Source organism: Pseudomonas sp. BF-R-01 (assembly GCF_019946615.1).
GTDB classification, from domain to species: Bacteria; Pseudomonadota; Gammaproteobacteria; order Pseudomonadales; family Pseudomonadaceae; genus Aquipseudomonas; species Aquipseudomonas migulae.
In genome coordinates, this window is record NZ_JAGYFX010000012.1 from 56,265 (window position 1) to 78,241 (window position 21,977).

Here is a 21,977-nt window from a genome sequence, read left to right on the forward strand (position 1 = left end):
CAGCCAACCCCCTCGATCTCGCTCCTTTACAGCCTTCCTTCCGACAATGACTCCACACGCGGCAATACGCCGTAACACGGAGAACTTCCATGAGCGTTCTGGACGGGGTGTCACTGCTGTTGGCAGTGGGGCTGTTCATTTATCTGTTGGTTGCGCTGTTGCGCGCGGACCGGAACTAGGAGCGGCTATGCACAGTTATGACTATTGGCTGATCCTGGCCTTCTTCGCCGTGGTGCTGATCCCGGCACCGTTTCTCGGGCGGTTCTACTACAAGGTCATGGAAGGCCAGCGCACCTGGCTGACACCGATCCTGGGACCTGTGGAGCGTGGCTGTTATCGGGTGGCCGGCGTTGATCCGCAAGCCGAACAGAGCTGGCAGAAATACACCCTGGCCTTGCTCGCCTTCAACCTTGCGGGCTTTTTGCTGTTGTTCGTGATCCTGTTGTTCCAGGACCACTTGCCGCTCAACCCACAAAACCTGCCGGGTCAGGAGTGGACGCTGGCGTTCAACACCGCCGTCAGTTTCATGACCAATACCAACTGGCAGGGCTACAGCGGCGAAGCCTCGCTGAGCTACCTGAGCCAGATGGTCGGCCTCACCGTGCAGAACTTCGTCAGCGCCGCCACCGGCCTCGCTGTGCTGGTTGCGTTGTGCCGGGGTATCGGTCGCAAATCGACCAAAACCCTGGGCAATTTCTGGGTCGACATGACCCGCGCCACCCTCTACGGCCTGCTGCCGCTGTGCCTGCTGCTGGCGCTGTACCTGGTCTGGCAGGGCGTGCCGCAAACTTTCGCGCAGTACGTGAATGCGGTGACGATGCAAGGCGTCGATCAGGTGATCCCGCTGGGCCCGGCCGCCAGCCAGATTGCGATCAAGCAACTGGGCACCAACGGTGGCGGCTTCTTCGGCGTCAACTCGGCGCACCCGTTCGAGAACCCGACGGCGTGGAGCAACCTGTTCGAGGTGGCCTCGATCATCCTGATCCCGGTCGCCCTGGTGTTCACCTTCGGTCATTACGTCAAAGACCTGCGTCAGAGCCGCGCGATCATCGCCTGCATGCTGGCGCTGTTCCTGATTGGCGGCGCGACCTCGCTGTGGGCTGAATACCAACCGAACCCGACCCTGAACAACGTCGCCGTCGAACAGACCGCGCCGCTGGAAGGCAAGGAAGCGCGCTTCGGCACCACCGCCACGGTGTTGTGGTCGGTGACCACGACCGCCGCGTCCAACGGCTCGGTCAACGGCATGCACGACAGCCTCAACCCGCTGAGCGGCATGGTCGCGATGGTCAACATGATGGTCGGCGAAGTGATCTTCGGCGGCGTCGGTGCCGGGCTCTACGGCATGTTGCTCAACGTGCTGATCGCGGTGTTCCTCGCCGGCCTGATGATCGGCCGCACCCCGGAATACCTCGGCAAGAAACTGCAGGCCAAAGAAGTGCAACTGCTGGTGGTGACTTTGCTGGTGATGCCGGTCGGCGTGCTGGTGCTTGGCGCGATTGCCGCGAGCCTGCCCGGTCCGGTGGCCTCGGTGAGCAACCCCGGTGCCCACGGTTTCAGCCAGTTGCTGTACGCCTACACCTCGGCCAGCGCCAACAACGGTTCGGCGTTCGGCGGCTTCGGTGCCAACACCGCGTTCCATAACCTGATGCTCGGCCTGGGCATGTTGATCGGTCGCTTCGGTTACATCCTCCCGGTACTGGCCCTGGCCGGCAGCCTTGCGATGAAGAAAACCGCACCGATCGGCCAGAACAGTTTCCCGACCCACGGCCCGCTGTTTGTGACGTTGCTAACCGTGACCATTTTGCTGGTGGGTGGTTTGACCTTCCTGCCGACACTGGCACTGGGTCCGATTGCAGAACATTTGAGCATGGGCTTCTGAGGAATCAATGATGAATATGCCCGTAAGTAAAGCCGCCACCGTCAAGGCGCCGGAACAACCGAAAACCGCGATCTCGGCCCTGTGGCGTCCGGCGCTGGTGCAAGCCTTCGTCAAGCTCGACCCACGGCAGTTGCAGCGTGCGCCGGTGATGCTGGTGGTCGAACTGACCGCCGTCCTGACCACCGTGCTGTGCTTCATTCCCGACAGCGCCGTGCCGACCTTCGTCGCTGCGCAAATTGCCTTGTGGCTGTGGTTCACCGTGCTGTTCGCCAACTTCGCCGAAGCCTTGGCCGAAGGTCGCGGCAAGGCTCGCGCCGACAGCCTCAAGGCTGGCAGCGAAGGCTTGAGCGCACGCCGCAAAACCGGCAGCGGCGCCTTTCAAGTGGTGCCGGCCACCAGCCTGCGCAAGGGCGATGTGGTGCGCGTCGAAGCCGGGGAAATGATCCCCGGTGACGGCGAGGTCATCGAAGGCATCGCGGCGGTCAACGAAGCGGCGATTACTGGTGAATCCGCGCCGGTGATCCGTGAATCCGGCGGCGACCGTTCGGCCGTCACCGGCAACACCCGACTGGTCTCCGACTGGCTGCTGGTGCGCATCACCGCCAACCCTGGCGAGTCGACACTGGACCGCATGATCGCTTTGGTCGAAGGCGCCAAACGCCAGAAAACCCCGAACGAAGTGGCGCTCGACATCCTGCTGATCGGCCTGACGCTGATCTTCCTGCTGGTGGTCGTGACCCTGCAACCGTTCGCCCACTTCGCCAACGGCAGCCTGCCGCTGGTGTTCCTGGTGGCGTTATTGGTCACGCTGATTCCGACCACCATCGGCGGTTTGCTCTCGGCCATTGGTATCGCCGGCATGGACCGTCTGGTGCGCCTGAACGTGATCGCCAAGTCCGGGCGCGCCGTGGAAGCGGCGGGGGACGTGCACGTGTTGCTGCTGGACAAGACCGGCACCATCACTTTCGGTAACCGTCGTTGCACCGCGGTGTATGCCGCACCGGGTGTGAGCGCCAAGGAGCTGGCCGAGGGTGCGCTGTTCGCTTCGCTGGCCGATGACACCGCGGAAGGCAAGTCCATCGTCGAGTACCTGCGCGGCATTCATCCACAACCCGAGCCTGCCACCGAAGTGCTGACGGCGGTGCCGTTCAGCGCCGAGACTCGCTTGTCCGGTGTCGACTATCAGGGCCGTGTGTATCGCAAGGGCGCGGTGGATTCGCTGCTGGCGTTCGTCGGCCTGAAACGCGCCGATCTCGCCCCGGCACTGTCCCGGGAAATCGACAAGATCGCCCAGAGTGGCGGCACGCCGTTGCTGGTGTGCGCCGACGGTAAATTGCTCGGCGCGATCCACCTCAAGGACGTGGTCAAGCCAGGTATCCGCGAGCGTTTCGCCGAGCTGCGCAAGCTGGGGATTCGCACCGTCATGGTGACCGGTGACAACCCGCTGACCGCCGCGGCGATTGCGGCCGAAGCTGGTGTGGACGACGTGCTGGCTGAAGCTACGCCGGAGAAAAAACTGGCGCGCATTCGTCATGAGCAGAACGACGGTCGTCTGGTCGCCATGTGCGGCGACGGCGCCAACGACGCCCCGGCCCTGGCCCAGGCCGACGTCGGCATGGCGATGAACGACGGCACGCAAGCGGCGCGCGAAGCGGCCAACATGGTCGACCTCGACAGCGACCCGACCAAGTTGCTGGACGTGGTGCAGATCGGCAAGGAATTGCTGGTGACCCGCGGTGCGCTGACGACTTTCTCCATTGCCAACGACGTCGCCAAATACTTCGCGATTCTGCCGGCGCTGTTTGCCTCGATCTACCCGCAACTGGGTGTGCTCAACGTCATGCAACTGAGCAGTCCGCAGAGCGCGATTCTGTCGGCCATCGTGTTCAACGCCTTGATCATTGTGGTGCTGATTCCACTGGCCTTGCGTGGCGTGCGTGTGCAGGCGGCGAGTGCGGCGGCGTTGCTGCGCCGCAACCTGTTGATCTACGGACTGGGCGGGATTCTGGTGCCGTTCGTGGGCATCAAGGCGATCGACATGCTGTTGACGGCGTTGCATCTGGTTTGACCCTTGGCGAGCGCTTCGCGCTCGATCGCCGGCAAGCCGGCTCCTACAGGTGTTCACCACCGGCCTGTAGGAGCGAAGCTTGCTCGCGAAGAATGCACCACGGTTCATCTATATGAACACCGAATCTGTTCACCGAATTCGAGGATTTTGAAATGTCCACAATGATACGTCCGGCCCTGAGCCTGCTGGTCCTGATGACCCTGATCACCGGCGTCGCTTATCCGTTGGTGGTCACTGGCGTCGCGCAGGTCGCGTTTCCTGACCAGGCCAATGGCAGCCTCGTGCGCGACGCCGACGGCAAAGTTCGCGGCTCTTCGCTGATTGCCCAGGATTTTACCGGTGACGCGTGGTTCCATCCACGCCCGTCGGCCGGTGCTTTCGCCACGGTATCGAGCAGCGCCAGCAACCTGTCGCCAAGCAACCCGGCCCTGGCCACTCGGGTGATCGACGATGCCAATAAACTGCTGGTGCCAGGCCAGGGGCCGGTGCCGTTGGCGCTGCTGACCACTTCTGGCAGCGGGCTTGATCCGCACTTGCCACCAGCGGCGATTGCCTATCAACTGGCGCGTGTTGCGGCGACGCGGAATCTGCCGGTGTCTACGCTTCAGAATCTGCTGGCCGCGCACATCGAACAGCCGTTGGTAGGCCCGCCGGTGGTGAATGTGTTGGCGCTGAATATGGCGCTGGAAAAGTTGTAAATCGGTGGCGTCGCCAATCGCTAGCAGGCTAGCTCCCACAGGGGAATGCATACCCCCTGTGGGAGCTAGCCTGCTAGCGATGGCGATAGAACAATCACCACATCAATATCTGAAATAAGAGATCCCCAAACATGAGTGACTCCGGCCGCGCCGACGCGCTGTTAGCAGACCTGCCCCGCGATGGCCGTGGCCGGCTCAAGGTTTTCCTCGGTGCCGCGCCCGGTGTCGGCAAGACCTACGCCATGCTGCAAGCGGCCCACACTCAGCTGCGCCAGGGCGTAAAAGTCATCGCCGGCGTGGTCGAAACCCACGGCCGTGCCGAAACCGAAGCGCTGCTCGGCGGCTTGCCGCAGCAACCGCTGGTGCGCTCGGAGTACCGTGGCGTGATGCTCGAAGAAATGGACCTCGACGGCCTGCTCGCGGCCAAACCGAAACTGGTGCTGGTCGACGAACTGGCCCACAGCAACGCACCCGGCAGTCGTCACGCCAAGCGCTGGCAAGACATTCAGGAACTGCTCGCCGCCGGCATCGACGTGTTCACCACGGTCAACGTCCAGCACCTGGAAAGCCTCAACGACCAGGTGCGCGGCATCACCGGCGTGCAGGTCCGCGAAACCTTGCCGGACTGGGTGCTGCAAGAAGCCTATGAACTGCTGCTGATCGACTTGCCGCCACGCGAGCTGCTCGAACGACTGCGCGACGGCAAGGTCTACGTGCCGGAGCAGGCGCGGGCGGCCATCGATGCGTTTTTCACCCAGACCAACCTCACTGCCCTGCGCGAATTGGCGATGCAGACGGCGGCGGCCCAGGTCGATAACGATCTGGCGCAAGGGTATCGCCAGCTCGGCCAGGCGGCACCTGCGGTGCGCGGTCGGCTGTTGGTCGGTGTCGATGGCGATGCTCAGGCCGAACGCCTGGTGCGTCACGCCAGTCGTGTCGCCCAGCGCCGGCATTTGCCGTGGAGCCTGGTGCACGTGGACAACGGCAGCGTGCGCGACGAGCAATCGCGCCTGCGTCTGCAAAGTGCCCAGCAACTGGCCGAACGTCTCGGTGGCGAAGTGGTGTTGTTGCGTGCCGGCGAAGTTGCGAAAACCCTGATCCAGCACGCCGCCGAACGCCGTGCCAGCCTGGTGTTGGTCGGTCAGTCCCGGCAGCGTTTGCGTCGGCGCCTGTTCGGCGGTGGTCTGGCCTCGCGCTTGCTGCGCGATGCACGTGGACTGGAAATCAACGTCCTCGACAGCGATCAGGAACAGCATCAGCCGCGCCAGCGTTCGGCGCAGTCGCTGGTGTGGTTCGACTACGCGCTGGCGCTGGTTGCAACCGTGCTCGCCAGCGCACTGGCCTGGGCCGTGGCGAGTGTCTTGCCGCTGCCGAACATCTCGCTGGTGTTCCTCGCCGCCGTGTTGCTGGTGGCGGTGCGCAGCAGCCTCGGCCCGGCGCTGGCCTGTGCGGCGCTGTCGTTTCTGACCTATGACTTTCTGTTCATTCCGCCGAATTTTTCCTTCAGCATCCAGCGCGAAGAAGACGTACTGACGCTGCTGTTTTTCCTGCTCATGGCTGCGCTCACCGGCAACCTCGCGGCGCGCCAGCGCCGGCAATTGCAGGCGTTGCGCGATACGCAGGAAGAGACCACCGAACTGCTCGACCTGTCGCGCAAACTCACCGCCGCCACCGACCGCCAGGCCGTGGTCAGCGCCGCCGCGCAGCACCTCAACGGCTGGAAAGACGTGCAGCTGTGCCTGCTCAATCGCGACGGTCAGGCGGGCTGGAAAGTCGAAACCGGTGGCCCGCTGGAATTCACCGAAGCCGAACGCGCCGCCGCCGATTGGGCCTGGCAACACGATCAACCGGCGGGCGCGGGCACCGGCACGCTGCCGTTGGGGCGTTGGTGGTGGTGGCCGCTTTCGGTGGAAGACGGGCCGCTGGCGTTGCTCGGCGTCTGTGCCAAAGAAGGGCAGACCTTGAGCGGTCAGCGTCGACGTTTGTTGACCGCGCTCAGTCAGCCGCTGGCCCAGGCGCTGGCACGCGCACAACTGGCCGAAGACCTGGAAGCGGCGCGGCTGCACGGCGAAACCGAGCAACTGCGCAGTGCCTTGCTGGCCTCGGTGTCCCACGATCTGCGCACGCCGCTGACCTCCATGCGCGGCAGCATCGACAGCCTGTTGGCGCTCGGCGAAGCCATCCCGCTGGAGGATCGCCGCGAACTGCTCGAAGGCACGCGCGATGAAGCCGAGCGCCTTGATCGCTACATTCAAAACCTGCTGGACATGACCCGCCTCGGTCACGGTGCGCTGAAGCTCGCGCGGGACTGGGTGTCACCGGCCGACATCGTTGGCAGTTCGCTCAATCGCCTGCGCGCGGTGCTGGCGCCGTTGCAGGTCAGCACCGATGTGCCCGCGCAACTGCCGTTGCTGTTCGTCCACGCCGCGCTGATCGAGCAGGCGCTGGTCAACGTGCTGGAAAACGCCGCACGATTTTCACCGGTGCATGGGCGCTTGCAATTGCGCGCCGGCGTGGATGAAAACGAGCTGTTCTTCTCGGTCAGCGATGAAGGCCCGGGCATTCCGGAAGAAGAGCGGGCGAAGATTTTCGACATGTTCTACACCGCCGCACGCGGTGATCGTGGCGGGCAGGGGACCGGGCTGGGGCTGGCGATCTGTCAGGGCATGGTCGGCGCGCACGGCGGGCGCATCAGCGTCGATGACGGCATCGACGGGCGCGGCACCTGCATCACCCTTCACTTGCCCTTGCAGGAACAACCTTCCTTTGAAATCGAGAGCGGACAGTGAGCACTGAAAGTGAAGCCTGATACCCTTTGGACATCTCCATGCCGCGACCGGAAACCATGAGCCAGACCGCGACCATTTTGGTCATCGACGACGAACCGCAGATCCGCAAGTTCCTGCGCATCAGCCTCGCCTCCCAAGGCTACAAAGTGCTGGAAGCCGGCACCGGCACCGAAGGCCTGGCGCAAGCGGCATTGAACAAACCCGACTTGCTGGTGCTCGACCTCGGCCTGCCGGACATGGACGGCCAGCAAGTGCTGCGCGAGTTTCGTGAGTGGTCGACGGTGCCAGTGCTGGTGCTGTCGGTGCGCGCCGGTGAAGGTCAGAAGGTCGAAGCGCTGGATGGCGGCGCCAATGACTACGTGACCAAGCCGTTCGGCATCCAGGAATTTCTGGCGCGGGTGCGTGCCCTGTTGCGTCAGGCGCCGGTGGGCGAGGCGCAACAAGCGGCGTTGACGTTCGGCCCGTTGACCGTGGATCTGGCGTATCGCCGGGTGCTGCTTGAAGGTGTCGAAGTGGCGTTGACCCGCAAGGAATACGCAGTGCTGGCGCAATTGGCGCGGCATCCGGGAAGGGTCATCACCCAGCAGCAATTGCTCAAGGATATCTGGGGGCCGACCCATACCGAAGACAGTCACTATCTGCGGATTGTGGTGGGGCATTTGCGGCAGAAGCTGGCGGATGATCCGACGCAGCCACGGTTTATCGTGACCGAGGCGGGGGTTGGGTATCGGTTGTTGAGTGAGGGTGGGGTTTAGTTTTTTGTGTTGGATGATCCGGTCCCATCGCCGGCAAGCCGGCTCCTACAGGGACCAGAGTCGTTTGCAAATCTTGTGATCACCTCAACCTTTGTAGGAGCTGGCTTGCCCGCGATGAGGCCCTCACATTCACTCGAGAACCTCAGGAATCCCGCTCATTCTCATACCGATCCAAGGTATCCCGCGCAATCTCGCGCCCCAGCGCGATCAACTCCGGTGCCTTGTAAAACTCGAAGAACCGGCACACCCGCTTCGGCACGTTGATCAGAATATCCGGCGGATAGCCGGCGATCTTGTACTGCGCCAACGACGTCTGCATCACCTCGAAACTCTGGTTGATCAAATCCAGCAAGGACGCCGGTCCCACGTTGTCGATGATGAATGAACCGGTGGCCGACTTCGGCGCACCGTCGCGTTCAGGGGCGGCTGCCGGTTGCTGGGCTTCGGGTTCGGCGGACTCGACCCAGGGATTGATCTCGGCCGCCTCGGCCATCAACGCTTCCTTTTCCAGCAACAGCAATTGTTCTGCCTGTTTGCGGCGGAACGGCATTTTCGAACCCAGCGAGTTGATCAGGCTGTCGAACCGGGTCCTGAACGCGGCAGGGCGCTGGATCACCGGCAATTGATAGTGACGCTGGTTGGTGGAGTTGAGGTTGACCGCGATGATCAGGTCGCAATGGCTCGACACCACGGGCACGATCGGCAAAGGGTTGAGGATGCCGCCGTCCACCAGCATGCGATTGCCTTGCATCACCGGGGTGAACAGGCTCGGGATGGCCGCCGAGGCGCGCATCGCCTGGTGCAGACAACCTTCCTGAAACCAGATTTCCTGCTGGTTGGTCAGGTCGGTGGCCACCGCCGTGTAGGGGATGCGCAAGTCTTCGATATTGATTTCGCCGACGATCTTGCGGATCTGCCCGAAGACCTTCTCGCCGCGAATCGCCCCCAGCCGAAAACTGACGTCCACCAGGCGCAACACGTCGAGGTAATCCAGGCTTTCGATCCAGTTACGGTATTCGTCCAGTTTGCCGGCGGCATAAATCCCGCCGACCACCGCGCCCATCGAGCAGCCGGCAATGCAGGAGATGTCGTAGCCACGCCGTTCGATCTCTTCAATGACCCCGATATGGGCATATCCTCGGGCCCCACCTGAGCCCAGCACCAGTGCGACGCGCTTTTTCATGAATCGCCCTCGTCTGACAAGGTTCAACAATGCACCCATCGAGGGGCGCGCTTCAATCGTCAAGGTCGCTTGGCAGGGTGAAGGCGTCGTTTTTTCGACACTCCATGGCGGCAGATGGTTATTCTCCCGAGCGCTATAGTTTCGGCGGCGGGAGCAAGGCACTTTTCACGCGCCGGACCGTCTTACCTGCAAGACTGTTTTTCCTATTGTTGAGGTGTGAGTGATGAAAGCCTGGATCTGTGTGCCCTTGATTGCGCTGGCACTCGCCGGTTGTGCCGGCAAAACCGCTTACCGTGACAGCTGCGGCAACGGGCTCGATGCGGCGTGGCGTGAGCTGGACCTGGCCAAGGCCGAAGGTTTCGCCGGCACCGTCAGCTACTCCAAGGCCCTGTCGTTGCTGACCGGCGCCAAGACCCAGCAGCAATTCGAAGCGTTCGAAGGCTGCGCCAGGAAAGCCGAGAAGGCGCGCTTTTATATTCGTGAGTCACGCGCTGGCCGTTAAACAAGGCGCTAATCTGTAGGAGCCGGCTTGCTGGTGAAGGCGTCATCACGGCTGCCATCGCCAGCAAGCCGGCTCCTACAATTGGAGTCAATCACATGATTAATCGGTTGGTGGCTCAAGTTCTGGGCCTGGAAGTCCGTTTGCTGGCCTGTCAGGCCCGATTGAATGCCCGCACCGATCCGGAAGCGTTGCACGATCTGCGCACCACGGTTCGCCGTTTGCGCAGCCTGCTGCGACCATTGCGTGGCTTGCCCGGTGTCGAGCAACTGGAAGCGGCAGCGTCGGCCGTGGGGCAGTTGACCACGCCGTTGCGCGATCGCGAAGTGCTGGCGGCGTACTTGCTCGAGCACGATCAACCCGAGGCGGCGCAACGGCGCATGGCGCAGATGGCCGAGGCTTACCCGGCGGTTGCGGCGAGTCCTGAGCTGTTGCAGTTGCTGATGATCCTTGACGCCTTTCCGCGCTTTATACGCGCCTCGCAGCGTCAGGGTTTGCTCAAGGGCTTGCGCCAACGCATCGAGAAACGCCTGGCCAAACAATGGAAGAAACTCGATCAGGCGCTGCACGATCCCGCCCATGATCGCCATCGTCTGCGCTTGCTGATCAAGCGCGTGCGTTATGGCATCGAGGCGTATCCCGAGCTGGATCGCTTGCCGAAACCGGCGCTGCCCAGATTGAAGTCGGCCCAGGCCGCGTTGGGCGATTGGCACGATTGCTGGCAATGGCTGGCCCGGGCCGAACAGGAAGCCGATTTGCAGCCTTGCGTGGCGGTCTGGAAAACCACCATGGCCCAGGCCGAGGGCCGTGCGGACCGTGTGCTCGACAAACTCAGTGCCAGCTGTTTCAGATCCTGAACGGACATGATCACGCATTAATTGAACAGCACATATCCCTGTGGGAGCGGGCTTGCCCGCGAAGAGGTCATTACATCCAGCATTGATGGTGGCTGAAGCTCCGCCTTCGCGGGCAAGCCCGCTCCCACAGGTATTGTGTTGCACATGAACGTGGCGTTCGACCCGATTGCGGCCTATCTGTCAGTCTCTTTGGCCAGAATAGGCGCTGTGCCATCCTCGCAGGCTGGTTAACATCCCTTCATCCTTTTCTGCCCTTGAGGTTTCCATGCGCTTTTCCGATCTGCTCGACGCCGTCCGCAGCCAGCCGCTGGAGCTGTCTATTCCGGCCGAATGGGCGCAGGGTCGCGCCAGTTTTGGTGGCCTGGTGGCCGCCTTGCAATACGAAGCCATGCGCGCGAAGGTGCCGGCGGATCGCCCTGTGCGTTCGCTGGCGATCACCTTTGTCGGGCCGGTCGAGCCTGAAGTGCCGGTCAGTTTTGAAGTCGACGTCCTGCGCGAAGGCAAGGCGGTCAGCCAGGTACTGGGTCGGGCGATGCAGAAGGGCCAGGTGGTGACACTCATCCAGGGCAGCTTCGGCGCTTCGCGACCGTCCGAAGTGGCGGTAACAGCCACGCCGGCTCCCGAAATGAAGCACTGGGACGATTGCCAGGAGCTGCCATTCATCAAAGGCGTACTGCCGGAATTCATGCGCCATCTGGCGATGCGCTGGAGTGTTGGCGGCCTGCCGTTCACCGGCAATAAATCCCGCGAGATGGGCGGTTGGGTGCGCTTGCGCGGGGATGTGAAGGAAGAGGCGGTCAGTGAGGCGCATATCCTCGCACTGGTGGACGCCTGGCCCCCATCCTTGATGCCGCACCTGACGAAACCGGCGATGGGCAGCACGCTGACCTGGACCATCGAATTCGTCCAGCCAGTGCTGGAATTGAGCACGCTGGACTGGTGCAAATACCTCGTTGAAATCGAACATGCCGCTGACGGCTACGGTCACGCGGCGGCGCAGCTGTGGAACGCAGAAAATCAGTTGATTGCCATGAGCCGGCAGACGGTGACGGTTTTCGCCTGATCAGTGACGACGGTGGCGCTCACGCCAGGCGCGCCACCAGCCGCCGCTGAGGAAAAACCGTGGAAAGGTCAGGAACTGCTCGACCAGCAGGCGTGACACCGCGTCTTTGCGATCACTGAACGGCTCGGAGGCTTGCGCCTCCAGGCTGTGACCGTGGCGCTGCAGGCCCAATGCCGCGAGCAGGCCGATGACGCCAATCGCGAAGTTCGCAAAGCTCAGGCTGAACACCCCGCAAACCAGCAGCAGAAACGCCACGATGAACAGCGGCACGGCAATCAGGTGCAACACCAGATTGGCCGGGTGCTGGTGATTGTCCGGGTAAGCGCGCCATTGCCAGGCGGGAAGGTTGGGGTGACGTTTGCCCATGATGCTGATCCTCGATCCATGTTGAACACATGATTGAAGAATAGGCGCGGCATGGGCGGGCGGCGAATCAAGGATGGCTATCGGAGTGATAGATGTCATGGTCGAAATTGATATTGATTGAGCTGACGCCTTCGCGGGCAAGCCTCACTCCTACAAGGTCGGCGCAGACCCGTAGGAGCGAGGCTTGCCCGCGAAGAGGGCCTCAAAGTTTCAACTGACCTATAGCCTTACTCAGTTCCCCGGCCAGCGCCGCCAACTCATTACTGGTCGTCGCCGAGTCCACGGTCTGCTTCACGGTGTTCTCGGTCACATCGCGAATACTCACCACCGCCCGATTCATCTCTTCCGCCACCTGGCTCTGCTGTTCCGCCGCCACGGCGATCTGGGTATTGCTTTCGCGCATCTGCGCCACTGCGCTGGTGATTTCGGCCAGTGCGGCGCCAGCCTCTTGCGCCTGTTGCACGCAGTCGTCGGCCTTGAACGAGCTTTCCTGCATGAAATCCACCGCGTCCCGCGTACCGGCCTGCAACGCCGAAACCATGAGGGTGATCTCGTCGGTCGAGGTCTGCACGCTTTTGGCCAGGTTGCGCACTTCATCGGCGACCACGGCAAAACCACGACCCATTTCCCCGGCCCGGGCTGCTTCAATCGCCGCATTCAGCGCCAGCAGATTGGTTTGCTCGGCGATGCTGTGGATCACATTGACCACGCCGTTGATCTTCTGGCTGTCTTCGGCCAGACGCTGAATCATCTCGGCCGTCTGCTGGACGCCAGTGGACAACCCGGCAATCGATTTCTGCACGCGGCTGACCACTTCCTGGCCGCTGCCAGCCAGGGTGTCGGCGGTTTTCGAAAGGTCGCGGGTGGCACCGGCGTGCTGGGCGATGTGGTAGACGGTGGCGGTCATTTCGTTGATCGCCGTGGCGGCCTGATCGGTCTCGCTTTGCTGACCGAGCATGCCGTGGCGCACTTCGTTCATGCTCGATGCCAGCCGAGCGGCACCGTCATCCAGTTGTCGTGCGGTGCTGGCGACGGTGTTGACCACCCGTTGGTAACCGGCCTGCATCGCGTTGAACGCACCGGCCATCTGCCCGACTTCGTCCGTGCAGGCCAGCGGCACACGGGCCGAGAGGTCGCCGGTTTTTTCAACGTGGAGCATGACGTCTTTCAACGTATTGAGCTGGCTGAGCAGAAAGCGGATCAACAATTGCGACGCACCGAGCATCGCCAGCATCAGGATGAACACCGCCACGGCGTAGTTGGCGAAACGTTCTTCGAACACCTGGCTCAGGCTCGGGCCATAGGCAATCACGGCGATGTGTTGGCCGTCGGCACGCGTGAACACTTCGGCGCCCATCAAAGGGTTTTCGCCGAACAACGGCATCGAGTTGATCTCGACCCAGCCGTTGCTGTCCGTCAGTTCCAGCACGGGTTGATCGTTGAGCAACGGCGCGTGCCCGCGACTGAACGTCAGCAGGTTATCGGCCTTGGGCAGCGCTTGCCCGGCCGGCCAGGCGCCGAGCAGGCGTGCCTGTGCCTGGGCGGACACTTTGGATGCGTGACTGCGGGCCTGTTGTTCGAGCTGTACGGCGTACAGCACCAACAACAGGGTCGTGACGAAGGCGACAGCATTGACCGCCCAGAATTTATATTTCAGCGAGATGTTGCTAAGCCAGGCACCCATGGAGGTCTTCTCTGATAGCGGAAACAGTATTGGCAAGGTGCCAGCATTGTGCCGCGGCCCCGTGCGCCGGATCTTGATATGGGTCAACATTCCCGGTCACGCTCGCGCACAGGAACTGCGGGACGTAATGCGCTATCCTTCGCGCCTTCAAAATTCCCTCGCTACAGGATTCCGCCCCCATGAAAGCCGCACTCGTCGAACTCATCAGCAAAATCAGCTCCGGGTGCATGAGCGAAGACGAAATCCTCAAAGTCGCCGACGAAGCGGCCCAGGCCTACGCCGATCCAGAGGCTTTTCTGACAGCCAATCCGGACATTAACTACGACGACACCTTCCCGATTCCGTTGGGCGAGTGGGTCGTCGTCGGCAGCCTGCCGGAAACCGTGCTGTTCCAGGCTGACACCTATATGGACCTGTTCGCGCAGATCGTCGCTTCGTTTGGTCCGGGCGTGGATTTCAACATCAAACCCAAGCAACTGGCCAAGACCGAAGCGCTGACCGCGCTCAATCGCATCCAGGTGCAAATGGGCAGCATGAACAAGGAAAACGGCGGTTATACGCTGATGAACTTCAGCCAGTTGCTCGACGACGAGCTGCAAGTGGTGCTGGTGTACGGCAACGACGTACCGCGTGTGCTCGAGCTGTGCGCCGAGGTCGGCATCGCTGCCGCGCCTTCCCTGGAAGCCCTGAAAGTCGCCATCCACGTTTGATGGCATGAAACGAAACCCCTGGGGCCGACTATCCTGAGAGGGCACACAACGCTTAGGGAGCGACACCATGGGTTCCACGTTCAACGGCCTGGTGGGCCTGATCATCCTTGTCCTGGACATCTGGGCAATCATCAACGTGCTGAAAAGTGGCGCCGACACCGGGATGAAAATCATCTGGGTCCTGCTGATCCTGCTGCTGCCGGTCCTGGGCCTGATCATCTGGGCCATCGCCGGGCCACGGGGCAATGTGCGTATTTGATGGTTTCCACCTTCCTTGTAGGAGCGAGGCTTGCCCGCGAAGCTTTTGGCGACCTCACGGACGCCTTCGCGGGCAAGCCTCGCTCCTACAGGTACTTGGAGTCAGAAGGTTCGACCTGTCATCTTCCGCGACGTAGAATGCGCGCCTTTCCCGGGCAATCGAGCTGATCGATTGGCCATCATGGGCGGGTAACCGTCCGTTGCCACCGCATTCATCGGAGCACTTCCCATGAGCAACACTCCTACCAGCGATTACCTGGAAACCCTCTACGAAGGCTACGGCCAGCGTTTTCGCATGGAAAAACTGCTGCACGAAGTGCGCACCGAACACCAACACCTGGTGATTTTCGAGAACCCGCGCATGGGCCGCGTCATGGCGCTGGACGGCGTGATCCAGACCACCGAAGCCGACGAATTCATCTACCACGAGATGCTCACCCACGTGCCGATCCTGGCGCATGGCAGCGCCAAGCGCGTGCTGATCATCGGTGGTGGCGACGGCGGCATGCTGCGTGAAGTGGCCAAACACCGTAACGTCGAGCACATCACCATGGTCGAGATCGACGGCACCGTGGTCGACATGTGCAAGGAGTTCCTGCCGAACCACTCCAAGGGTGCATTCGATGATCCGCGCCTGAACCTGGTGATCGACGACGGCATGCGTTTCGTCGCCACTACCACTGAAAAGTTCGACGTGATCATTTCCGATTCCACCGACCCGATCGGTCCGGGCGAAGTGCTGTTCTCGGAAAACTTCTACCAGGCCTGCCGTCGTTGCCTCAACGAAGGCGGCATCCTGGTGACCCAGAACGGCACGCCGTTCATGCAGATCGAAGAAGTCAAAACCACCGCCGGCCGCCTGCGCAGCCTGTTCCCGGACTGGCACTTCTACCAGGCCGCCGTGCCGACTTACATCGGCGGTTCGATGACTTTTGCCTGGGGCGCGACCAACACCGCTTATCGCAAATTGTCCCGCGAAACCCTGCAACAGCGCTTTGCCGGTAGCGGCATCGTCACCCGCTACTACAATCCGGAAATCCACATCGGCGCGTTCGCCTTGCCGCAATACGTGTTGCAGGCCGTGAACAAGCCAAGCAACGACTGAAGAAATACGCCAAACCCCTGTAGGAGCGAAGCTTGCTCGCGAAAGCGGTGTTTCAGTCGACATGTTTATTGACTGATATGCCGCCTTCGCGAGCAAGCTTCGCTCCTACAGGGACCGTGTTTTTCATGCTGGCACGGCGTAATCTGTTTGAACGATCGGCCTGGGTAAAAGTCCAGATGGATGTAAGCCCATTTACGGGTTTGTTCGAGGAGGCAGTGATGCAAAAGTGGAAAATCACTTTCGTGGATGATCACGGTGAAACAGCCAACGAAGTTTTTGAGTGCGACGAATGCCCGGACAACGAGCACGCCGCCAAACTGATCAAGGAACGTCTCCTTCCTGTCGTCGCCGAACTGGATCTGAATGATCTGGAAGGGCGAACTGCTGATGCAAGCGTCAAGAATCTTAAAGCCCAGAACAGCATCCAGATCCTCGGCATTACTCCCGTCTGATACCCCCTCTGGAACACTCGTGAAATAACCAGGCCTTGGCAGCGGCTCCGACTTGGGGCTACTCTGCAAGCGAGATCAGCGAATGGATCGCTAAGGTCTGGTCTTGTCAGCTACATGCTTGTTTCCCATCGGCAATTTGCTTGCCGCAGCGCTCGCATCCTTCGGTTGCCGGCGTCGGGAGTACGGAAAGTCTATCCATCGGTATCAGGAGGACGTTTCATGAGCACAGCCTATCAAGAAGACATCAGCAGCTCGGTTCTGCGCCGCATGAAAGAAGGCGGTTTCGACTTTTCACGTTTCCATCCCATCGAGTTCTACGCCATTTTCCCGGACGAGGAGCGGGCACGCAGGGCGGCAGGGCATTACTGCGGTGAATCCATGAATGCACAAATCAGCGTGCGCGACGACGGCGCCTGGTCCCTGGAACTGAGCAAAGTGATGTACGCCACCTATGACGGCATCGGCGACTTTGAGCAGGACTTCGAGGCGGTGGTCGAGCCTTTGGGTGGCATCATCGAAGGATGGGGCGTCAAGCAGGAGGTACGAGGGCTACTCGCATAACACTATGAACAGCGACAACATCCACTAACGGCTGACCTTCGGGTTGGCCGTTTTCGTTTGCGCAGATCAAGCCCCCTGTAGGAGCCAGCTTGCTGGCGATGGCGCCCTGCGAATCACCGCAGAATTTCAGTCCCCATCGCCGGCAAGCCGGCTCCTACAGAAAACCGGCGTGCCACAAATCACCGCCCCCTGTAGGAGCCAGCTTGCTGGCGATGACGTCCTCCCAATCACCGCCAAACCACCCACCACAAATCCCGAAACAAAAAAAAGCCGCCTGAGCAAGGCGGCTAAAAGGGAAGTTCGGTGAGCATTTCCAGCGAATGCGCGAATTATCCGCATCCCCCTCCGGGCAGTGAAATCAACTCTGACTATGCTGGTGATAGGCGACAGCATTGCTTCGCAATGAAGCGGGGGCGATCAGGTTGGGGCATTTGCCGCACAGGATTGGTGCGGTGTTAATCATGTGAATATCCAACCGATTGATATCAAAGCGTTTCTGCCGATGGCACGGGCCTTGCGAAGGCCTGGATGTCCGGGTGACAAGGAGTACGGCATGATCCGCACCTATTTTGATGAGATGTACGATGCCGGCGGCCAGGTCCGCCCGCATTATCGGGAGTTTGCCCGTTGGCTGGCCGAAACGCCTGACGAGCTTTTGGCACAACGGCGACGCGAGGCCGATCTGCTGTTTCATCGCGCCGGGATTACTTTCACGCTCTACGGGGACGAGCAGGGGACAGAGCGCCTGATTCCCTTCGACACCATTCCACGCAGCATCCCCGCCAGTGAATGGCGGATCGTCGAACGCGGCTGCATCCAGCGGGTCAAGGCGCTGAACATGTTCCTCGCCGACCTCTATCACGAGCAGCGCATCATCAAGGCCGGCATCATCCCGGCCGAACAAGTGCTGGCCAACGAGCAATACCAGTTGGCGATGCAGGGGCTGGATCTGCACCGGGATATCTATTCCCACATTTCCGGCGTCGACCTGGTGCGCGATGGCGACGGCACGTACTACGTGCTCGAAGACAACCTGCGTACACCCAGCGGCGTGAGCTACATGCTCGAAGACCGCAAGATGATGATGCGCCTGTTCCCCGAGTTGTTCTCGGCCCAGCGCATCGCCCCGATCGATCATTATCCGAACCTGTTGCTAGACACCCTGAAAAGCTCCAGCCACCTCGATAACCCGAGCGTGGTGGTACTGACGCCGGGTCGCTTCAACAGCGCGTTTTTCGAGCATGCATTTCTCGCTCGGGAAATGGGCGTGGAGCTGGTGGAAGGCGCGGACCTGTTCGTGCGTGACGACAAGGTGTTCATGCGCACCACGGACGGGCCGAAAGCGGTGGATGTGATCTACCGCCGTCTCGACGATGCATTCCTCGATCCGCTGGCGTTCAATCCGGACTCGATGCTCGGCGTTCCGGGGCTGCTGTCATCGTACCGCTCGGGCAATGTGGTGCTGGCGAATGCCATCGGTACCGGGGTGGCGGACGATAAGTCGGTGTATCCGTTTGTCACCGACATGATCCGTTTCTACCTCGACGAAGAGCCGATCCTGAAGAACGTTCCGACGTTCCAGTGTCGTAATCCCTCCGAACTGTCCCACGTGCTGGCCAATCTTCCAGAACTGGTGGTCAAGGAAACCCAGGGGTCCGGCGGTTATGGAATGCTGGTGGGGCCGGCGGCGACGGCGGCGGAAATCGAATCCTTCCGCGAGCGAATCAAGGCCAAGCCCCACGCGTACATCGCGCAACCGACGTTGTCCCTGTCGACCTGCCCGACCTTTGTCGAAAACGGCATCGCCCCACGCCACATCGACCTGCGTCCGTTTGTATTGTCTGGCCGCGAAACCCGGGTTGTGCCCGGCGGTTTGACCCGTGTCGCCCTGCGTGAAGGCTCCCTGGTGGTGAATTCCTCCCAGGGCGGCGGAACCAAGGACACCTGGGTGGTCGAGGATTGAAGGAAGCCTGCCATGTTAAGTAGAACTGCCTCGGATTTGTATTGGATGTCGCGTTACCTGGAGCGGGCGGAAAACCTCGCACGGATGCTCGACATCAGTTATTCGCTGTCGCTGATGCCGCAGGATGGCCGCGGTGACGGTCTGCACGAACTCGCCATGCCGCTGCTGATAACCGGCACCCTGGACGATTACCTCGAACGCCACGGCGAGTTGCATGCCGAACGGCTGCTGCACTTTTTTGCCCTGGACGCGGCCAACCCGGCGAGCATTTACAGCTGCCTCGGTTCGGCGCGGGCCAGTGCCCATGCCGTGCGGGGGCGAATCACCGCGGACATGTGGGAGAACATCAATGCCACCTGGCTGGAAATTCGCGGCATCGCCGATCAGGGCTTGAGTCGCTACGGCATGAGTCGTTTCTGCGAGTGGATCAAGGAACGTTCGCACCTGTTTCGCGGCGCGTCCTACGGCACGATCATGCGCAACGATGCGTTCCGGTTTATTCGTCTGGGCACTTTCATCGAAAGGGCGGACAACACCTTGCGCCTGCTCGATGCACGCTACGAAATGGCGGGCGATCAGGCCGAAGCGGTCAGCGACGGCACGGCTCACGCCTATTACCAATGGAGTGCCTTGTTGCGGGCGTTGTCGTCGTTCGAGGCCTACACCGAGATCTACCGCGACGCGCCCGGCGCCCGGCATGTGGCCGAACTGCTGTTGCTGCGCGCCGATGTCCCGCGATCCCTGCGTGCGTGCACCGAAGAAATCGACCAGATCCTCGCTCAACTGCCAGGGGCCAATGGTCGTCCTGCGCAACGTCTGGCCGCCGAGATGGACGCACGCCTGCGCTACACCGGCATCAACGAAATTCTCGACGAAGGCCTGCACGCCTGGCTGACCGAGTTCATCCCGCTGGTGCGCCAGTTGGGTAACGCCATACACAGTTCCTACCTGGAGGCTGCATGAGACTTTCCATTAGCCACGAGACCACCTATCACTATGAAGATCAGGTGCGGGCGAGCATCCAGTACCTGCGACTGACCCCTCACGACAGCGAGCGCCAGCACGTGCTCAGCTGGCAGCTCGACCTGCCGCGCCCGGTGCGCGCGCAACTCGATCCGTTCGGCAACATCCTGCACGTGCTGACCATGGATGAGCCGCATGAAGCGATCATCATCGGCGCCCGTGGCCAGGTCGACATCGACGAACTGCGTGAAGCCGAGCACGAGAGCCAGTCGGCGCTGCCGTTCCTGCGCTTCACGCGCCTGACTGAGGCCGACGAAGCCTTGCGTGAGTTCGCCGAGAAGGCGTGCAAAAAGCGCCGGGACCGCGCGGCATTGATCGACTTGATGCATGGCCTGAATTCGCACATGACCTACACGCCGGGCTCCACCGAAGTGGACACCAGCGCCGCGCAAGCCTTCGCCGGGCGTTCGGGTGTCTGTCAGGACCACACCCACGCGTTTCTCGCCTGCGCCCGCAGCCTGGGCATTCCGTCGCGTTATGTGTCGGGCTATTTGTATAGCGAGAATAGCGAGCATCTGGCCAGCCACGCGTGGGCGGAAGCCTGGCTGGATGACGCGTGGTACAGCTTTGACGTGACCAATGAACTGGCGCGACCGGAGCGGCATTTGAAACTGGCGGTGGGCCTGGATTACCTGGATGCCTGCCCGGTACGCGGGATGCGTCGGGGCGGCGGGTGTGAGCAGATGCACGCAAAGGTGTTTGTGTCGCCGACACCGATGCCGATGCCGGTGATTTCAGTCCAGCAGCAATAGGTCTGTTCGCCGCAAAAACCTGTGGGAGCGAGCCTGCTCGCGATAGCGGTCTGTCTGTCACATTCATGTTGAATGTGCCACCGTCATCGCGAGCAGGCTCGCTCCCACATGGAAATAGTGTCAGGGCTTGGTTTTGCGCCCGGCCATGTGTTTCAAATACCCCACCAACATCTCCAGATCCCCATCCGGCAAAACCGCCGCCGAAAACCCCGGCATCTTCGCCTGCGGCCACTGCCGCAAACTCTGCGGATCGCGGATGTAGCGCTTCAAAAAGTCCGCCCCGAAATACTCGGTCGGGTTAAACGGAATGTTCAGATCCGGCCCGAACTGCGCATCCCCGGCACCGTTCAATCGATGACACGCCAGACAGTTCTTCTGGAACAGCGCAAACCCCACATTCACCGGGTCGTTCGCCTTCAGCGCCGGATCCGGCAGCAGGGCAGGGAAGCGCTCGGCCACCGGCGCCATGCGTTTGATGTCAGCCACTTGAAAGGGCCATTGCTCGGGACTGATATTGCCCGCCTGCGGATCCGTCCATACCAGATAAAACGGCCCGGCACTCGGCTTGTCTGCCGACAGCGTCGGCCACGGTTTTGTCGGGTCTTCAATCGCCAGCCACGCTCGCGCACCTTGGCTGTTGAGCAACGGCGCGGCAGCCAGTTCGGCAGCAAAACCATCCAGTGCCACAGCTTGCAGGTGATCGTCACGCTTGATGCCGGTCAACAAAGCCGCCAAGGGCACGGCGCGATAGCTCATGTCCCGTTTGTAGGAAACGTCGTTGGTAATGGTGATGGTCTGAACCTGAGGATGCTTGAGCAATTCCTCGGTCTGCCAGGTGCGGCTGTGTGCGCCCAGCTCCAGGTTCAGCTGTGCGGCATAAAGGGGCGAGCCGAACAGCAAGGCTCCGAGCAGAATGAGCGTTTTCAACAGATCGCCGTCCATGTCGTGGAAGTGCCGCAAAGGTTGGCACACCCACGCCGGCCCGGGTAGCGAGCCAGTCACATTTTTAAGAGGCGATGGAAACTGTGCGCCGATTTTTTAATAAAGACTCAGCCGATCACCTTCGTCAGGTTCGGCAAAATCAACAGCAACGTAGTAGCGAAAAGAATGAGCCCGGCTTGACGTACTTTCGAATGTTTGAACATGGCTTGACCGCCTTTTTTGTTATTTCCTGATGCCTGCCTGCATATCTCCATGACGGCAGAGCGTTGCACTTCCTGTAAGGCGAGCGCCTCGGCAAAACCCGACGACAACTTCGCATATGTTCACCTTAGGGCCCGCGTCACTCGTGACTTAGATCCCTTTCGTA

General features: G+C 61.3%; 21 protein-coding genes. 17 read left to right on the forward strand and 4 right to left on the reverse strand.

Going from position 1 to position 21,977, the window contains the following annotated elements; translation table 11 throughout:
- The first annotated feature begins 89 nt into the window (after nt 1–89).
- From kdpF to KGB27_RS07525, 6 genes are all read left to right on the forward strand, one after another.
- Nucleotides 90–179, forward strand: a complete 90-nt coding sequence (gene kdpF, locus KGB27_RS07500) for a K(+)-transporting ATPase subunit F (protein WP_007899818.1) — start codon at nt 90–92, stop codon at nt 177–179.
- 8 nt (nt 180–187) lie between these two features.
- Complete coding sequence (gene kdpA / locus KGB27_RS07505) at nt 188–1,882, forward strand: potassium-transporting ATPase subunit KdpA (protein WP_008042180.1); 1,695 nt, start codon at nt 188–190, stop codon at nt 1,880–1,882.
- 10 nt (nt 1,883–1,892) lie between these two features.
- Nucleotides 1,893–3,950: a potassium-transporting ATPase subunit KdpB gene (kdpB, locus tag KGB27_RS07510; protein WP_223480794.1), complete on the forward strand. Its 2,058-nt coding sequence runs from the start codon at nt 1,893–1,895 to the stop codon at nt 3,948–3,950.
- A gap of 152 nt (nt 3,951–4,102) precedes the next feature.
- Nucleotides 4,103–4,648, forward strand: a complete 546-nt coding sequence (kdpC, locus tag KGB27_RS07515; RefSeq protein WP_008027289.1) for a potassium-transporting ATPase subunit KdpC — start codon at nt 4,103–4,105, stop codon at nt 4,646–4,648.
- A gap of 131 nt (nt 4,649–4,779) precedes the next feature.
- Entirely contained in the window at nt 4,780–7,437 is a 2,658-nt protein-coding gene (locus KGB27_RS07520) for a sensor histidine kinase (RefSeq protein ID WP_223553761.1), read from the forward strand.
- Nucleotides 7,438–7,493: 56 nt separating this feature from the next.
- Nucleotides 7,494–8,192: a response regulator gene (locus KGB27_RS07525; protein WP_192226570.1), complete on the forward strand. Its 699-nt coding sequence runs from the start codon at nt 7,494–7,496 to the stop codon at nt 8,190–8,192.
- 142 nt (nt 8,193–8,334) lie between these two features.
- On the opposite strand, the gene KGB27_RS07530 is transcribed toward KGB27_RS07525, so the two are convergent.
- Nucleotides 8,335–9,375, reverse strand: a complete 1,041-nt coding sequence (locus tag KGB27_RS07530; protein WP_008042183.1) for a patatin-like phospholipase family protein — start codon at nt 9,373–9,375, stop codon at nt 8,335–8,337.
- A gap of 223 nt (nt 9,376–9,598) precedes the next feature.
- Between KGB27_RS07530 and KGB27_RS07535 the strand changes: the two genes are divergently transcribed.
- The 3 genes from KGB27_RS07535 (at nt 9,599) to KGB27_RS07545 (ending at nt 11,794) form a co-directional block, all read left to right on the forward strand.
- The gene (locus KGB27_RS07535) at nt 9,599–9,877 is read left to right on the forward strand and encodes a hypothetical protein (protein ID WP_008027298.1); all 279 of its coding nucleotides are present in this window, start codon (nt 9,599–9,601) and stop codon (nt 9,875–9,877) included.
- Nucleotides 9,878–9,972: 95 nt separating this feature from the next.
- Nucleotides 9,973–10,731 (forward strand): CHAD domain-containing protein, encoded by a 759-nt coding sequence (locus KGB27_RS07540; RefSeq protein WP_207285323.1) that lies wholly within the window; start codon nt 9,973–9,975, stop codon nt 10,729–10,731.
- Nucleotides 10,732–10,996: 265 nt separating this feature from the next.
- Entirely contained in the window at nt 10,997–11,794 is a 798-nt protein-coding gene (locus tag KGB27_RS07545) for an acyl-CoA thioesterase (RefSeq protein ID WP_008027301.1), read from the forward strand.
- Here KGB27_RS07545 and KGB27_RS07550 read toward each other — a convergent pair whose 3' ends face one another.
- On the reverse strand, nt 11,795–12,160 hold the full coding sequence (locus tag KGB27_RS07550; RefSeq protein WP_008027303.1) for an Mpo1-like protein: 366 nt from the start codon (nt 12,158–12,160) through the stop codon (nt 11,795–11,797).
- 202 nt (nt 12,161–12,362) lie between these two features.
- The gene (locus tag KGB27_RS07555; protein ID WP_223414520.1) at nt 12,363–13,844 is read right to left on the reverse strand and encodes a methyl-accepting chemotaxis protein; all 1,482 of its coding nucleotides are present in this window, start codon (nt 13,842–13,844) and stop codon (nt 12,363–12,365) included.
- Nucleotides 13,845–14,023: 179 nt separating this feature from the next.
- Between KGB27_RS07555 and KGB27_RS07560 the strand changes: the two genes are divergently transcribed.
- From KGB27_RS07560 to KGB27_RS07595, 8 genes are all read left to right on the forward strand, one after another.
- Nucleotides 14,024–14,554 (forward strand): hypothetical protein, encoded by a 531-nt coding sequence (locus tag KGB27_RS07560; RefSeq protein ID WP_008042186.1) that lies wholly within the window; start codon nt 14,024–14,026, stop codon nt 14,552–14,554.
- 67 nt (nt 14,555–14,621) lie between these two features.
- Nucleotides 14,622–14,813: a PLDc N-terminal domain-containing protein gene (locus KGB27_RS07565; protein WP_008042187.1), complete on the forward strand. Its 192-nt coding sequence runs from the start codon at nt 14,622–14,624 to the stop codon at nt 14,811–14,813.
- A 228-nt stretch (nt 14,814–15,041) separates the two neighbouring features.
- A complete protein-coding gene (gene speE / locus KGB27_RS07570) occupies nt 15,042–15,917 on the forward strand; it encodes a polyamine aminopropyltransferase (RefSeq protein ID WP_008027310.1) in 876 nt (291 codons plus the stop codon).
- A 218-nt stretch (nt 15,918–16,135) separates the two neighbouring features.
- Nucleotides 16,136–16,369 carry a hypothetical protein gene (locus KGB27_RS07575; RefSeq protein ID WP_008042188.1) on the forward strand — a complete coding sequence of 78 codons (234 nt, stop codon included), beginning with the start codon at nt 16,136–16,138 and terminating at the stop codon, nt 16,367–16,369.
- Between the two features lie 219 nt (nt 16,370–16,588).
- Complete coding sequence (locus KGB27_RS07580) at nt 16,589–16,930, forward strand: ribonuclease E inhibitor RraB (protein WP_008027314.1); 342 nt, start codon at nt 16,589–16,591, stop codon at nt 16,928–16,930.
- Nucleotides 16,931–17,483: 553 nt separating this feature from the next.
- On the forward strand, nt 17,484–18,893 hold the full coding sequence (locus KGB27_RS07585; protein WP_008027316.1) for a circularly permuted type 2 ATP-grasp protein: 1,410 nt from the start codon (nt 17,484–17,486) through the stop codon (nt 18,891–18,893).
- Nucleotides 18,894–18,905: 12 nt separating this feature from the next.
- Nucleotides 18,906–19,856, forward strand: coding sequence for an alpha-E domain-containing protein (locus KGB27_RS07590; RefSeq protein WP_008042189.1), 951 nt, complete (start codon nt 18,906–18,908; stop codon nt 19,854–19,856).
- Nucleotides 19,853–20,668: a transglutaminase domain-containing protein gene (locus KGB27_RS07595; protein WP_223553762.1), complete on the forward strand. Its 816-nt coding sequence runs from the start codon at nt 19,853–19,855 to the stop codon at nt 20,666–20,668. The genes KGB27_RS07590 and KGB27_RS07595 overlap by 4 nt, the downstream gene beginning before the upstream one ends.
- Before the next feature lie 120 nt (nt 20,669–20,788).
- Here the strand turns inward: KGB27_RS07595 and KGB27_RS07600 are convergent, their stop codons facing one another.
- Nucleotides 20,789–21,610 carry a c-type cytochrome gene (locus KGB27_RS07600; protein WP_223553782.1) on the reverse strand — a complete coding sequence of 274 codons (822 nt, stop codon included), beginning with the start codon at nt 21,608–21,610 and terminating at the stop codon, nt 20,789–20,791.
- Nucleotides 21,611–21,977 lie beyond the last annotated feature (367 nt).